12 protein-coding genes are annotated in these 13902 nt (G+C 44.2%); 10 read left to right on the plus strand and 2 right to left on the minus strand.

Features of this window, described 5'->3' with window-relative positions:
* Positions 1-11: 11 nt before the first annotated feature.
* The 3 genes from rsmB to QV280_RS12770 are packed head-to-tail and all read left to right on the plus strand — an operon-like array spanning position 12 to position 4161.
* Positions 12-1292: a 16S rRNA (cytosine(967)-C(5))-methyltransferase RsmB gene (gene rsmB, locus QV280_RS12760; RefSeq protein ID WP_152822816.1), complete on the plus strand. Its 1281-nt coding sequence runs from the start codon at positions 12-14 to the stop codon at positions 1290-1292.
* A 35-nt stretch (positions 1293-1327) separates the two neighbouring features.
* The gene (gene trkA / locus QV280_RS12765; protein WP_023405249.1) at positions 1328-2704 is read left to right on the plus strand and encodes a Trk system potassium transporter TrkA; all 1377 of its coding nucleotides are present in this window, start codon (positions 1328-1330) and stop codon (positions 2702-2704) included.
* 11 nt (positions 2705-2715) lie between these two features.
* Positions 2716-4161 (plus strand): TrkH family potassium uptake protein, encoded by a 1446-nt coding sequence (locus tag QV280_RS12770; RefSeq protein ID WP_023405250.1) that lies wholly within the window; start codon positions 2716-2718, stop codon positions 4159-4161.
* Here QV280_RS12770 and QV280_RS12775 read toward each other — a convergent pair.
* Positions 4158-4964 carry a sporulation protein gene (locus QV280_RS12775; protein ID WP_039971136.1) on the minus strand — a complete coding sequence of 269 codons (807 nt, stop codon included), beginning with the start codon at positions 4962-4964 and terminating at the stop codon, positions 4158-4160. The two genes, QV280_RS12770 and QV280_RS12775, sit on opposite strands and share 4 nt — an antisense overlap.
* Positions 4965-5449: 485 nt before the next feature.
* On the opposite strand from QV280_RS12775, the gene QV280_RS12780 reads away from it, so the two are divergent.
* The 4 genes from QV280_RS12780 to QV280_RS12795 all read left to right on the plus strand — a co-directional run bounded on the left by QV280_RS12780 (position 5450) and on the right by QV280_RS12795 (position 9020).
* Complete coding sequence (locus QV280_RS12780; RefSeq protein WP_172972845.1) at positions 5450-5728, plus strand: YihD family protein; 279 nt, start codon at positions 5450-5452, stop codon at positions 5726-5728.
* Positions 5729-5910: 182 nt separating this feature from the next.
* Positions 5911-7329 (plus strand): cytochrome c oxidase accessory protein CcoG, encoded by a 1419-nt coding sequence (gene ccoG, locus QV280_RS12785; RefSeq protein ID WP_152822814.1) that lies wholly within the window; start codon positions 5911-5913, stop codon positions 7327-7329.
* Positions 7330-7398: 69 nt separating this feature from the next.
* A complete protein-coding gene (locus QV280_RS12790; RefSeq protein ID WP_152822812.1) occupies positions 7399-8385 on the plus strand; it encodes a serine/threonine protein kinase in 987 nt (328 codons plus the stop codon).
* A gap of 32 nt (positions 8386-8417) precedes the next feature.
* The gene (locus QV280_RS12795) at positions 8418-9020 is read left to right on the plus strand and encodes a DsbA family protein (protein WP_023405255.1); all 603 of its coding nucleotides are present in this window, start codon (positions 8418-8420) and stop codon (positions 9018-9020) included.
* Positions 9021-9075: 55 nt separating this feature from the next.
* On the opposite strand, the gene QV280_RS12800 is transcribed toward QV280_RS12795, so the two are convergent.
* Positions 9076-10602 (minus strand): YifB family Mg chelatase-like AAA ATPase, encoded by a 1527-nt coding sequence (locus tag QV280_RS12800; RefSeq protein ID WP_152822810.1) that lies wholly within the window; start codon positions 10600-10602, stop codon positions 9076-9078.
* Positions 10603-10997: 395 nt separating this feature from the next.
* Here QV280_RS12800 and ilvG point away from each other — a divergent pair, with 395 nt between their 5' ends.
* The 3 genes from ilvG to QV280_RS12815 are packed head-to-tail and all read left to right on the plus strand — an operon-like array spanning position 10998 to position 13896.
* On the plus strand, positions 10998-12644 hold the full coding sequence (gene ilvG, locus QV280_RS12805; protein ID WP_023405257.1) for an acetolactate synthase 2 catalytic subunit: 1647 nt from the start codon (positions 10998-11000) through the stop codon (positions 12642-12644).
* A gap of 11 nt (positions 12645-12655) precedes the next feature.
* Positions 12656-12940, plus strand: coding sequence for an acetolactate synthase 2 small subunit (ilvM, locus tag QV280_RS12810; RefSeq protein WP_152822807.1), 285 nt, complete (start codon positions 12656-12658; stop codon positions 12938-12940).
* 11 nt (positions 12941-12951) lie between these two features.
* On the plus strand, positions 12952-13896 hold the full coding sequence (locus tag QV280_RS12815) for a branched-chain-amino-acid transaminase (protein ID WP_023405259.1): 945 nt from the start codon (positions 12952-12954) through the stop codon (positions 13894-13896).
* Positions 13897-13902 lie beyond the last annotated feature (6 nt).

Here is a 13902-nt window from a genome sequence, read left to right on the forward strand (position 1 = left end):
AGGAAATACCTATGAATGTACGCGCCGCTGCGGCAACCGTGCTGTTTCAAGTTGTAGACAAAGGCTATTCACTCTCTAGCGCTTTACCCAACGCACAATCCCAATTAAAACCTCGCGACCATGCTCTGCTACAAGAGATTTGCTATGGCTGTCTTCGCTACTTGCCAAGATTAGAAACCATAGTCAATGAACTGATGGAAAAACCCCTTAAGGGCAAACAACGCGTGTTCCATCACTTAATGTTAGTGGGTATTTACCAACTTAGCTTTATGCGTACTGCCGACCATGCGGCCGTTGCCGAAACCGTTGAAGCATGCCAATCACTTAAAGGGCACAAACTAAAAGGTTTGGTTAATGCGATATTGCGTAACTATCAGCGCAACCAACAACGATTGGATGAAATCTCGGTTAAGCACGATGCTGGCAAATATGGTCACCCTAGCTGGTTACTTAAGTTGCTGAAAGCCTCTTACCCAAATGACTGGGAATCCATTATTGAAGCCAACAACACCAAAGCACCTATGTGGCTACGTGTAAACGCGCAGCATCATACTCGCGACGAGTATTTGAAATTGCTCGAAGCAGAAGACATTGAAGCCGACATTCACCCTCAAGCACGTCATGCGCTACGTCTACATCGAGCTTGTGATGTCAATCAGCTTCCGGGTTTTGCGCAAGGTTGGGTATCGGTGCAAGATGCCGCCGCTCAATTGGCTCTAGAATACTTACAACCGCAAGATGGCGAGCTTATCCTAGACTGTTGTGCCGCTCCCGGTGGTAAAACCGCACATATCCTAGAAAACACCACCAACAGTGAAGTGGTTGCCATTGATGCTGATCCACAACGCCTAGAACGTGTGCATCAAAACTTAGAGCGCTTAAATCTAACTGCCAAGGTAATGTGTGCCGATGCACGTAATCCTGACCAATGGTGGACAGGTGAGCAGTTCGACCGCATTTTACTGGATGCGCCTTGTTCTGCTATTGGTGTTATCCGTCGTCACCCAGATATCAAATGGTTACGTCGCGCAGATGATCTTCCCGCTCTAGCACAGCTACAAAGCGAAATTTTAGATGCTATGTGGCAACAACTGAAGAAAGGCGGAACCTTAGTTTACGCTACATGCTCAATTTCTCCGGTTGAAAATACAGAGCAAGTACAGGCATTCTTAGCTCGCACAGACGATGTTGAACTCATCGATAGTGATCCAAGCAACCCAGGAAGACAAATATTACCTGGGGAGCACAATATGGATGGCTTCTATTATGCGGTTCTACAAAAAAAGAGCTAAATTAAACTAAGCCCTGCTGTATAGGAAAATAATCGATGAAAATCATAATCTTGGGTGCCGGACAAGTCGGAGGTACTCTTGCTGAAAATCTTGTTGGCGAAAATAACGATATCACTATTGTAGATACCGATAATCGTCGTCTGCGCGAATTACAAGATAAGTACGACCTTCGTGTAATCAATGGTGCTGCAAGTCACCCTGACACGTTACGCGATGCCGGAGCTCAAGATGCCGATATGCTGGTGGCGGTAACCAACTCTGATGAGATCAACATGGCCGCTTGCCAAGTTGCATTCACCCTATTTAATACCCCAAACCGCATTGCTCGAATCCGCTCTCCTGAATACCTAAAAGAGAAAGACTCTCTATTTAAGTCAGGGGCTATTCCTGTTGATCACCTTATTGCACCAGAAGAGTTAGTCACTGGCTACATCGAACGCTTAGTTCAATACCCTGGTGCACTGCAAGTAGTTAGTTTTGCAGAAGAGAAAGTCAGCTTAGTGGCAGTAAAAGCATTTTATGGCGGCCCATTGGTCGGTAATGCTATTTCTGCCTTGCGTGAGCATATGCCTCACATTGACACTCGTGTCGCGGCTATTTTCCGTCAGGGACGTGCTATCAGACCGCAAGGTACCACTGTTATCGAAGCCGATGATGAAGTGTTCTTTGTGGCGGCCAGTAATGACATTCGCTCTGTAATGAGTGAATTACAACGTCTTGAAAAGCAGTACCGCAAAATCATGATTGTTGGTGGTGGTAATATTGGTGCAGGTCTAGCAAAACGCTTGGAGCGTAACTACTCCATTAAGCTGATTGAACGCGACCTTGAACGTGCCGAAATGCTCTCTGAAGTGCTAGAAAATACCATAGTGCTATGTGGTGACGCTGCTGATAAAGAACTGTTATACGAAGAAAACATCGAAGAGATGGATGTGTTCATCGCGCTGACGAACGAAGATGAAACCAACATCATGTCAGCAATGCTAGCAAAGAGCCTTAACGCAAGAAAAGTGATGGTGCTAATCCAGCGTGGCGCTTATGTTGAGTTGGTGCAAGGTGGCGATATTGATGTGGCTATCTCTCCTCAGCAAGCCACTATTTCTGCGCTACTGACTCATGTACGTCGCGCCGATATTGTTAATGTATCTTCATTACGCCGTGGGGCTGCCGAGGCTATCGAAGCTATCGCCCACGGTGACGAAAACACCTCAAAAGTTGTGGGTCGTGCGATTGGCGATCTTAAACTACCACCGGGTACTACCATTGGTGCTATTGTGCGCGGGGAAGAAGTTTTAATTGCGCACGATAGAACTATGATTGAACAAGACGATCACGTGGTGATGTTCTTGGTCGACAAAAAGTACGTTCCTGATGTTGAAAGCTTATTTCAACCAAGCCCGTTCTTCTTGTAGGTCCACCGAATATGGTAAATGTACGTCCAATACTATTTGTTTTAGGGTTAGTGCTGTCTAAGCTAGCACTGTTTATGTACCCGCCAACAATTTTAGCGATTTTTAATCCTGGAAGTGGTTTTGTTGAATTCGCAAAAGCAGTCGCCATCACCCACGTAGTATCGTTTATTTGCCTAACTTTAGGGCGTACGAAGCAGTTTAAACTCAATGTTCGAGATGTGTTCTTAGTCACCACCTTAGTATGGGTTGTGAGTACTGTTTTTGCGGCCTTACCGTTTGTCTTTATCAATCATATTAGCTTCACTGATGCGTACTTTGAGACCATGTCAGGAATAACCACCACTGGCTCAACCGTACTCAGTGGGCTAGATACTATGTCCCCTAGCATTTTGCTATGGCGTTCATTATTGCAATGGTTAGGTGGCGTTGGCTTTATTGTTATGGGTGTAGCTATCTTACCTATGCTCAATGTCGGTGGGATGCGCCTATTCCAAACCGAATCTTCCGACTGGTCTGATAAAAGCTCACCACGAGTCAAAAGTGTCGCTAAAAGTATCGTCGTCGTTTATCTAGGGCTGACATTTGCCTGTTTTGCCAGTTATGTGGCAACCGGTATGACACCATTTGAAGCCATCAACCACGCCTTTACTACCATTTCGACTGGCGGCTATTCCACTTCTGATGGCTCAATGAATCACTTCTCTCATGAAACACAGTGGTTTTCTACCCTATTTATGTTTCTTGGTGGGCTACCATTTCTGTTGTTTGTTGCCGCCTATAGAAAACAATCTTTATACGCTTTAACTAAAGATGCTCAGGTTATCGGCTTCTTTAAACTGTTTATGATTTCCAGCCTAATGATTGCTGCTTGGCTGGTTTTTCATGATAGCTATCAAATGGACGATGCGCTGCGAGTCTCGATGTTCAACGTGGTCTCGGTATTGACTACAACAGGCTTTGGTTTGGATGACTTTACCTCTTGGGGTACATTGACTACCGTACTCTTTACTTTCCTGCTGATGATGGGGGCATGCTCTGGGTCTACCGCTGGTGGGATCAAAACTTTCCGCTTCCAAATAGCTTACACGCTATTGAAGATACAGATGATGAAGCTGATTCATCCGTCTGGGGTTTTCATCCAGCGATATAATAACCGTCGAGTAAACGACGATATCATCCGCTCAATTGTTGCATTTACCTTAACTTTCTTTGCTACTGTATTGTTAGTTGCCGGTGGCTTATCCGCTATGGATTTAGACCCTGTGACTAGCCTTACAGGGTCAATTACTGCGGTAGCAAATGTAGGGCCGGGTATGGGGCCAATCATTGGTCCAACAGGTAACTTTGCTCCGTTACCTGATGGGGCCAAATGGTTGCTTAGCTTTGGTATGTTGTTAGGTCGTCTTGAAATTCTGACTATTTTTGTATTGTTCTTACCGGCATTCTGGAAGCGCTAACCTCGTTTGGTTTCAAACAAATCGATCAGATATTGAGTCACTTTTTCGGCGCATTGTTGATGGGTTAAATCACTAGATAAAGATAGATAGCAGTTGAGTTCAGATGAGCCTAATAAGCTAGATAAAAGCCCACTGACACCTCTTTTGCCTCGGTCGATTTCAAACCAGAGCTGTAACTGCTGCTGATCGCGATACGCAATGATCTCAATCTCACGCCATGTGCCGTGAAACAATCCCGTCGTTGGTACAAACTCAAATTCTTGTACAAAAGGAAGTTCAAACCCTTTGGCTTCTTCGCACTCAGCTTGGCGGATACGCAAACCCAATTCTTCTAGCTCAGAAAAGATCGCATCTAAAACGGGATCAGGACGTACGGTAAGTAGGTCTTTGTCTGTTGGGTCGATAGCCAAATCAATATCTAATGAGGTTTCCAACCATACTTTTGAGTCACCTATGGTGAGCGGGGTATTTAATGGTGCCGTAAGCTCTATTTCAAAAGTACGCTCTTCTGCCGGATGAATGGTGAATGAGTAAGGTAAATCCCATTTATCCAACACATAGTTTTGCGACACTTTACGCTTAATGGGCCCTTCGGTGTGAGGCTGACGCTGTTCTTGTTCAGAGATATAGCTACAGCACAGTTTGATATCGATATGATCAATATGCTGCTCTGTTGCTCCTCCATAAACATGAATCACAACACTGACTGTATCTCCGGGAACAATTGTTTCTTGTTGCAGAACGGCATCAACTTTTGCTGAGCCAATCCCTAAACTGGCCAATGTTTTCTTAAAAAAAGACATGCTTTGATCCCTCATATGAAATCACTTTACTTATACTGGCTCAAAAAGCGTCGATTAACCAAAGGCATTTCTTAAAAATTTGAGCTTTATAAAACATTGCTGGCTCTTTTATGCATTGAAAATTAGATGTTTTCCCATTCTATATCTAAAGTTATCTGGTACGATATATACATGATACTCGTTGAGTATCTGTTTAACGGCAAAGGATATGCCTGACTCATTGGTGAAGTATGTTTCCAACAGCCGTCAGGTTTTCTCGACCTAGCAGTCGAGCGGTACATCGCAGAAATTATTTTGCGCCAGTACCATCAAACAAACAAAGAGCTGAAGAAAGTAAAAAGAGTTAAGTTCCATTCGTTTTTGATGAAACTGACTTTTTGCAATCTTATTCTCTATATTAAAAGCGTATTTGAACTATTCAAATACGCTTTTTTCTTATCTTTTTGATACTCTTTTTGTTAAGTTAAGCGCACATCTCAAGTTCTATGGAGAAGACCATGAAATGCCATCGCGTTAATGAAGTAATTGAACTACTACACCCTGAGTGGAAAAAAGATCCAAACCTGAATTTGGTCGAGTTTCTACTTAAGCTTGCAGAAGAAGCAGGTTACAAAGGCAAACTGGAAGATCTAAGTGATGATGTTCTTATTTACCATCTAAAGATGCGTAATAGCGAACAACAAGAAGAAATCCCTGGTTTAGCTAAAGACAAAGAAGACGATTTTAAAACAGCTCTTCTACGTGCTCGTGGCATTATTGACTAGCTATAGACCAATCATAATAGTTAAGGGGTAGCTGTATATTGCTGGCCCTTAGTTTCACTCCCTCTCCCCCCCTAAATTTTTACCGCTAAACTTAACGCCCTGCTTATTTCTGCAACTCATATAACAAATCATTTTCATATTATCCGATATACTGAGCCTAGGATTTTGGTTGAGAATATGAAATGAGTAAGGATCGCATCAACGTCAAAGACGTTACCCCCAAAGAGTTCAACCCAAAAGCGCACAAGAGCCAAGGAGATAGGTTTAACCCAAGCAATCGCATCTATGTAAGAGCAAGCTCGGGCGTATTTCAAAAACTACGTCGCTATGGTGCTTGGGTATTGTTGTTACTGTTTGCCGTTATCCCTTGGATTCCCTATGGCGAACGTCAAGCCATCCTATTGGATATAGGACAGCAACAATTCAACTTTTTTGGTACTACCCTTTACCCGCAAGATCTCACGCTTTTAGCTTTACTCTTTATGATTGCAGCGTTTGGGCTGTTTTTTATTACCACCTTTTTAGGTCGAGTTTGGTGTGGCTATTTATGCCCACAAACCGTGTGGACCTTCATGTATATCTGGTTTGAAGAGAAGCTAGAAGGCGCTGCTAACAAACGTAAAAAACAGGATTCTCAGCCGCTTACCCGCTCGCTAATGATGCGCAAAACCGCTAAACACATGGCTTGGTGGAGTATCGCGCTATTAACAGGCATGACTTTTGTTGCCTACTTTGTTCCAGTACATGCACTTTGGTATGACTTCTTTACTTTAAACGCTTCGTCTTGGACTTATTTCTGGGTACTTTTCTTTGCGGTCTGCACGTATGCCAATGCAGGATGGATGCGCTCTATTGTCTGCATTCACATGTGTCCTTATGCTCGCTTCCAATCCGCTATGTTTGATAAAGATACCTTTATCGTCGGCTATGATAAAAAACGAGGTGAAAGCCGAGGCCCTAGAGCACGTAAAGCAAACCCTAGCGAATTAGGTTTAGGTGACTGCATAGACTGTAATTTATGCGTGCAAGTGTGCCCGACAGGCATTGATATTCGTGACGGTCTGCAATATGAATGCATCAACTGTGGCGCTTGTATTGATGCTTGCGACAACACAATGGCGCGCATGAATTATGACAAAGGGCTGATCAGTTACACCACAGAGCACAAACTGGAAGGTACTCACACTAAGATCATGAGACCGAAACTTATCGGTTATGGCTTAGTGATGATTTTGATGCTGGGCTTCTTCTCACAACAAGTATCGACGGTTGATCCCGCCGGTCTCACCATTATCCGAGACCGCGCTCAACTCTATAGAACCAATAGCAATGGCTTGATAGAGAATACCTATACCCTGAAAATCATCAATAAAACCCAACAACCACAAACTTATCGCTTAACGGTTTCAGGGTTAACTGATGCTAAATGGTATGGCAGACAAACAATCAACGTCTCCCCAGGAGAAGTGTTCAATTTACCAATGAGTTTGGGGATGGATCCTCAACAATTAAGCTCGCCAGTGACTAAGATTGAATTTACGCTAGAAGCCGAAGGGGGTTTCGCTATCGATGTGGAAAGTCGCTTTATCAAACAGCTTTAGCAAGAATTAATGCAATCAGAGGGTTATACTGCGTGATAACCCTCTTTTTTCGTCACTGGCAATTTAACAATGAACTCTTTATTCAACTTTGATTCTCTAACGCCCGACCTTATGTGGTATGCATTAGAGAGTATTGGAATACGTGCCGAATCTGGTTTTTTAGCATTAAATAGCTATGAAAACCGAGTTTATCAATTCGTCGACGAAGAAAAGAAACGCTACGTGGTGAAGTTTTATCGACCACAACGTTGGAACGAATTACAAATCCAAGAAGAGCATGATTTCACGCTCTCTTTACTCGACCATGAAATCCCTATTGCGCCTCCGGTCGTTATCAATGGCAAAACCTTACATCAGCACAAAGGTTATCTATTCACCTTATTTGAAAGTGTCGGTGGTCGACAGTTTGAAGTCGATAACTATAATCAACTGGAAATGGTAGGCCGATTCCTTGGACGTATTCATAAAGTCAGTCAAGGGCAACCCGCTTTTCAGCACAGGCCAACTATGGGGCTCGATGAGTACCTCTATCAATCTAGGGATCTATTACAAAACAGTGAGTTTATTCCTGCGCATATTGAAAAGGCTTTTTTCCACGATATGCAGGCGCTAATTACTGCTATTGAACAGCAATGGCAAGTAGACTACACACCTATCCGATTGCACGGCGATTGTCATCCGGGCAATATCTTATGGCGCGATGGCCCTATGTTTGTGGATTTAGATGACGCAAGAAATGGCCCTGCCGTGCAAGATCTATGGATGCTACTCAGTGGCGATCGTCAGGAGAAACTGCTGCAACTTGATATTGTTTTAGAGGGATATCAAGAATTTTGCGATTTTGATAGCAATCAATTGAAACTGATCGAGCCTTTGCGCGGTCTACGTTTAATACACTATATGTCTTGGCTTGCAAAAAGATGGCAAGATCCCGCTTTCCCTGTAGCATTTCCATGGTTTAATGATGCAAAATACTGGGAAGGTCAAGTATTAGCAATAAAAGAGCAACTGTCTGCGCTACAAGAGCCAGCATTGTCTCTAACACCTAACTGGTAGTATCCAGAAGAATATTTTTGAAGGAGTTACAAATGAAAAAGTTGATTGCCTTAGTGGCAACCATGTTTTTAACATTGTCTGTTCACGCAGCTCAGTTCACCGAAGGTCAAAACTATACCGTGCTTGATCTGCCAGCGTCATCTTCTCCGACAGTTAATGAGTTTTTCTCTTTCTACTGCCCACACTGCTACCAGTTTGAGCCGATCATTAAAAACCTAAAATCATCTCTACCTGCCAATGCTAAATTCCAAAAATCTCATGTTTCTTTCATGGGAGGTAGCATGGGTCTATCAATGAGCAAAGCTTACGCCACTATGGTAGTGCTAGAAGTTGAAGACAAGATGATTCCGGTGATGTTTAACCGCATCCACAAGCTAAATGCAGCGCCTCGTGATGAAGCAGAACTGCGTCAAATCTTCCTAGATGAAGGTGTAGATGCGAAGAAATTTGATGCAGCATTTAAAGGATTCGCTGTGGATTCAATGGCGCGTCGTTTTGATAAGAAATTTAAAGATAGTAACCTAAAAGGTGTGCCATCTATTGTAATAAACAACAAATACCTTGTTGAAATGGGTTCAGTAAAATCAGCTAAAGATCTGTCTGACCTAGTTAATTATCTATTAACTCTCAAATAATTAACTCTTAAATAATATTAGAGGGGAGCTTAAAGCTCCCCTTCTTATTTCTGGTTTACCCTGCCACTTGTCGATGAATCGACAACAACAGACGATCCATCGATCTATACCCCAACGCTTCGCTTAAATGCTCTCTGGTTATTGTTTCGCACAAGGCTAAATCGGCAATGGTACGCGCCACTCTGATAATTCGATGATAAGCACGTATCGACAACCCTAAGCGAGTAATCGCAAACTCTAAAAACTCAGCGTCTTCCTTTAGTAAAACACAGTGTTGATCCATTTCTCGATTCGATAATCGCGCGTTGGGCTTACCCGCTCTCGCCAGCATGATCTCTCTGGCTTGGGCGACTCTTGCAAGGCACACCTCAGTGCTGTCACCTCTATCACCCCCTTCACTTAAAGTCCCTAAGGGTAACAAGGGAATTTCCACCGACATATCAAAGCGATCAAGAAACGGGCCTGAGATTCGACTTAGGTATTTCAATATTACCTGCGGTGATGCCCCTAACTGGCCTTCTTTATACTGCCCAGACGGGCTTGGATTTAAAGCGGCAATCAACTGAAAACGAGCCGGAAAACACGTTTTTCCCGAGGCTCGAGAAATGGCGATCTCACCTGCCTCTAAAGGTTCGCGCAGTGCATCTAATACTCGCCGTTCAAACTCAGGTAATTCATCTAAAAAGAGCACACCATTATGGGCCAATGAAATCTCGCCCGGCTTTGGCGATGAACCACCACCAACCAAGGCCGCCATAGAGCTAGAATGATGAGGTGCGCGAAAGGGGCGCTTGCGCCATGAGCTTTCATCTAAATCCTGATCCACTAGCGAAGATACTGCCGCAACTTCTAAAGCTTCTTGTTTACTCATTGGTGGAATTAAATCCGGCAAGCGAGCCGCCAACATAGTTTTCCCTGTTCCCGGAGGACCGACAAAAAGCAAATTGTGTTGTCCGGCGGCCGCAATTTCTAACGCTCTTTTTCCTTGTTGTTGGCCTATGACATCTTGCATATTTTTGGTTGTTGTCGGCGGACCATCCATAGCAGTGGCAAGCTCTAAATCCAATTCCAGTTGCGAGGCTAAAAATCCACTCACCTGCAATAAACTGCTAGCCGACAAATTACTATGCTCATCAACCAAACGTACCTGACTGGCGTTTTGCGCAGGACTAATCAAGGTGCGGTTTTTACTTTTACTGGCAATGGCAGCAGAGATAACACCTCTGACTGGGCGTAATTCACCCGAGAGTGCCAACTCACCCACTAGCTCAACATCATTAATTTTATCTACTGGGATCTGTTCACTGGCTACCAAAATGCCTATAGCAATCGGTAAATCAAAACGCCCACCGTCTTTGGGGAGATCCGCGGGAGCTAAGTTAACAGTGATCTTGTGTCTCGGAAAAGAAAAGCGAGAGTTCATAATCGCACTTCTTACTCGGTCTTTGGATTCTTTAACACTGGTTTCGGCTAATCCCACTAAATGAAAACCCGGCATACCAGGGCCAATGTGAACTTCAACCGTCACTTGCGGTGCTAACACCCCTAAACTTGCCCGACTATGTACTATCGCTAACCCCATATTTCATCCAGTTACGCAACCCTATATAGGGTTTAGGCAAGCGACTAAAAGAAGGAAAGTGAAAAAAGAATGAGTTTTTCCTTGTCAGATCGCAAGAAATTGTGATACCACTAATAGTATTAAGACTGTGCAACTTTATTTGAGAATTATGCAAACTACTATTCGACTACTAACTCTGGTCAGCCTGATTATCGTGGTGATTATTCACACCGCGCGAGGGCGAGTAGGCGCAAACTAGTACAGCAAGATTCACAAGCCCTCGCACTGAAAAGTTCGGGGGCTTTTTAGTTTTATAGGTCTCATAGAGATCCTAATCAGGACATGGAGCACAAGATGTGCAGTAAGACTAAGAACACAACCAAGCAGCAGCTTGCCTCATCAAAGGGAGATAACCAATGACGGGCGCACAATTAGTGGTAGAAGCACTTCGCCAACAAGGAATTAAGACCATATTTGGCTACCCTGGTGGCGCAATAATGCCTATCTATGACGCATTATATGATGGTGGCGTTGAACATATTCTTTGCCGACATGAGCAAGGGGCGGCAATGGCTGCTATTGGCATGTCTCGTTCAACTCAAGATGTTGCGGTATGCATGGCAACCTCAGGCCCCGGCGCTACAAACCTAGTGACAGGTCTTGCTGACGCGTTCTTAGATTCTGTACCTATTGTGGCAATTACAGGACAGGTAGCAAGCTCTCACATCGGTACTGACGCATTCCAAGAAATGGATGTTATTGGCATGTCTTTGTCTTGTACCAAGCACAGCTACCTAGTGACCGATATCGAAGATCTCGCGCCAACTCTAGCAGAAGCTTTTGAAGTGGCAAAAGCGGGTCGCCCCGGCCCTGTACTCGTTGATATTGCTAAAGATGTTCAACTTGCTGATGCTCCAGAATTAGATATTCCTGTGTTTCAGCAACCAATGATGCCGGTACCTCAACCAGAAGATTACCGATTAGCACAAGCACTGTTACGTGAAAGTCGTCGACCTGTATTGTATGTTGGCGGTGGTGTTCAGCTTGCTAAAGCCACGGCAACTACGCGAGAGTTTCTAGCGAAAAATCCAATGCCATCAGTCAGTACCTTAAAGGGTCTCGGCACTATTGAGCGCCATAATCCGCATTACTTGGGTATGCTAGGTATGCACGGCACTAAAGCTGCCAACCTGATTGTGCAAGAGTCTGACCTACTTATCGTAGTGGGTGCTCGCTTTGATGACCGAGTAACAGGCAAGCTAGATACCTTTGCTCCAAACGCCAAAATTATCCATATCGATATCGATAAAGCTGAATTTAATAAATTACGTCATGCGCACTCAGCGCTACGTGGCGACATCAACGAGATTTTGCCACAGCTGCACATTGAAAATGACATTACACCTTGGGTTCACCACTGTGAGAGCCTACGTAGTAGCTTCAAATGGCAGTACAACCACCCTGGTGAATTAATCTACGCACCATTACTATTGAAACAACTGTCCGATATGATGCCAGACAGCTCTATTGTTTCTACTGATGTAGGTCAGCACCAAATGTGGGCGGCGCAGCACATACAACCTCGCAACCCTCAAAACTTCATCTCTTCTGCAGGTCTTGGCACTATGGGCTTTGGTTTACCTGCGGCCATGGGTGCGGCAGTCGCAAGACCCGACGACCAATCTATCTTAATCTCGGGTGACGGCTCATTTATGATGAACGTACAAGAGCTAGGAACGCTTAAACGTCGTCAAATCCCAGTGAAAATGGTGCTTATCAATAACCAACGTTTGGGTATGGTGCGCCAATGGCAATCGCTCTTTTTCGATGGCCGCCACAGTGAAACTATTCTCGATGATAACCCTGACTTCATCATGCTAGCGAAGGCATTTGATATTCCGGGTAAAACCATCACCAAGAAAGAAGAAGTTGAGCCAGCATTAAAAGAGATGCTAGAAAGCAAAACCGCTTATCTATTACACGTTGTCATCGATGAAGAAGAGAACGTATGGCCATTGGTACCACCAGGTGCCTCAAATGAAGAAATGTTAGAGAACACCTAATAGAGGCACCCATGCAGAGATACTTATTAGATATTAAAGCCGATGATAAACCTGTGCTTATGGAGCGCGTGTTACGCGTGGTCCGTCACCGTGGATTTATCGTTCGCCAAGTGGCTGGCACACAAAACCATCAAAGCAAAATCGCCAGTGTCGAAATCATCGTTGACAGTGAACGCCCTATCACATTTTTAACAAATCAAATTGAAAAATTGTGGGATGTAATTAGCGTAGACGTCATCAAAATTGATAACAACGAACTTCCTAACAACAATTTACAGCACAAAGTGAGCGCATAAGGAAAGCAGCAATGGCTACAAAAACAGCAGATTATATTTGGTTTAACGGTGAAATGGTTCCGTGGGCAGATGCCAACGTACACGTGCTCACTCATGCAATGCACTATGGCACATCAGTATTCGAAGGTGTGCGTTGTTATAACACCCCTAAAGGGCCTGTTGTTTTCCGCCATCCAGAGCATGCAAAACGTCTAAAAAATTCAGCAAAAATCTACCGTTTCCCAATTCCGTACTCTGTAGAAGAAATTATGGAAGCAACCCGTGAAACTATCCGTGTAAACAAACTGGACAGCGCTTACATTCGTCCACTGGGTTTTGTGGGTAACGTAGGTCTAGGTGTTTGCCCTCCAGTTGACAGTGAAATGGAACTTATCATTGCCGCTTTCCCTTGGGGCTCTTACTTAGGCGAAGAAGCGCTAGAAAATGGCGTTGATGCGATGATCTCTAGCTGGAACCGCGCAGCACCAAACACCATCCCTACCGCAGCTAAAGCGGGGGGTAACTACTTATCTTCATTGCTAGTTGGCGGTGAAGCACGTCGTCACGGTTATGATGAAGGGATTGCGCTAAGTGTTGATGGTTATCTATCTGAAGGTGCGGGTGAAAACATTTTTGTCGTAAAAGACGGCGTAATCATTACACCACCAGCAACCGCTGCTATTTTGCCTGGCATCACTCGTGATTCAATCATGGTATTGGCTCGCGAAAAAGGCTACGAAATTGTTGAAGCAAACATTGCGCGTGAAGCGCTATACCTTGCTGACGAAGTATTCATGACAGGTACTGCAGCAGAAATCGTTCCAGTACGCTCTGTTGATCAGATTCAAGTAGGTGAAGGTAAGCGCGGTCCTGTGACTAAAGACTTACAAGAGACCTATTTTGGTCTATTCAACGGTACAACAGAAGATAAATGGGGTTGGTTAGACTACGTTTACCCAGCTGACGCAGAGAAATAAGGAATC

The sequence above is a fragment of the Vibrio sp. B1Z05 genome (genome assembly GCF_052955985.1).

Coding starts and splice junctions, on each gene's coding strand:
- QV280_RS12775 (WP_039971136.1), bottom strand. CDS start 4,964: ATGTCTTTTTTTAAGAAAACATTGGCCAGTTTAGGGATTGGCTCAGCA.
- ilvM (WP_152822807.1), top strand. CDS start 12,656: ATGCAGAGATACTTATTAGATATTAAAGCCGATGATAAACCTGTGCTT.
- QV280_RS12790 (WP_152822812.1), top strand. CDS start 7,399: ATGAACTCTTTATTCAACTTTGATTCTCTAACGCCCGACCTTATGTGG.
- rsmB (WP_152822816.1), top strand. CDS start 12: ATGAATGTACGCGCCGCTGCGGCAACCGTGCTGTTTCAAGTTGTAGAC.
- QV280_RS12815 (WP_023405259.1), top strand. CDS start 12,952: ATGGCTACAAAAACAGCAGATTATATTTGGTTTAACGGTGAAATGGTT.
- QV280_RS12795 (WP_023405255.1), top strand. CDS start 8,418: ATGAAAAAGTTGATTGCCTTAGTGGCAACCATGTTTTTAACATTGTCT.
- QV280_RS12770 (WP_023405250.1), top strand. CDS start 2,716: ATGGTAAATGTACGTCCAATACTATTTGTTTTAGGGTTAGTGCTGTCT.
- ilvG (WP_023405257.1), top strand. CDS start 10,998: ATGACGGGCGCACAATTAGTGGTAGAAGCACTTCGCCAACAAGGAATT.
- QV280_RS12800 (WP_152822810.1), bottom strand. CDS start 10,602: ATGGGGTTAGCGATAGTACATAGTCGGGCAAGTTTAGGGGTGTTAGCA.
- ccoG (WP_152822814.1), top strand. CDS start 5,911: ATGAGTAAGGATCGCATCAACGTCAAAGACGTTACCCCCAAAGAGTTC.
- QV280_RS12780 (WP_172972845.1), top strand. CDS start 5,450: ATGGAGAAGACCATGAAATGCCATCGCGTTAATGAAGTAATTGAACTA.
- trkA (WP_023405249.1), top strand. CDS start 1,328: ATGAAAATCATAATCTTGGGTGCCGGACAAGTCGGAGGTACTCTTGCT.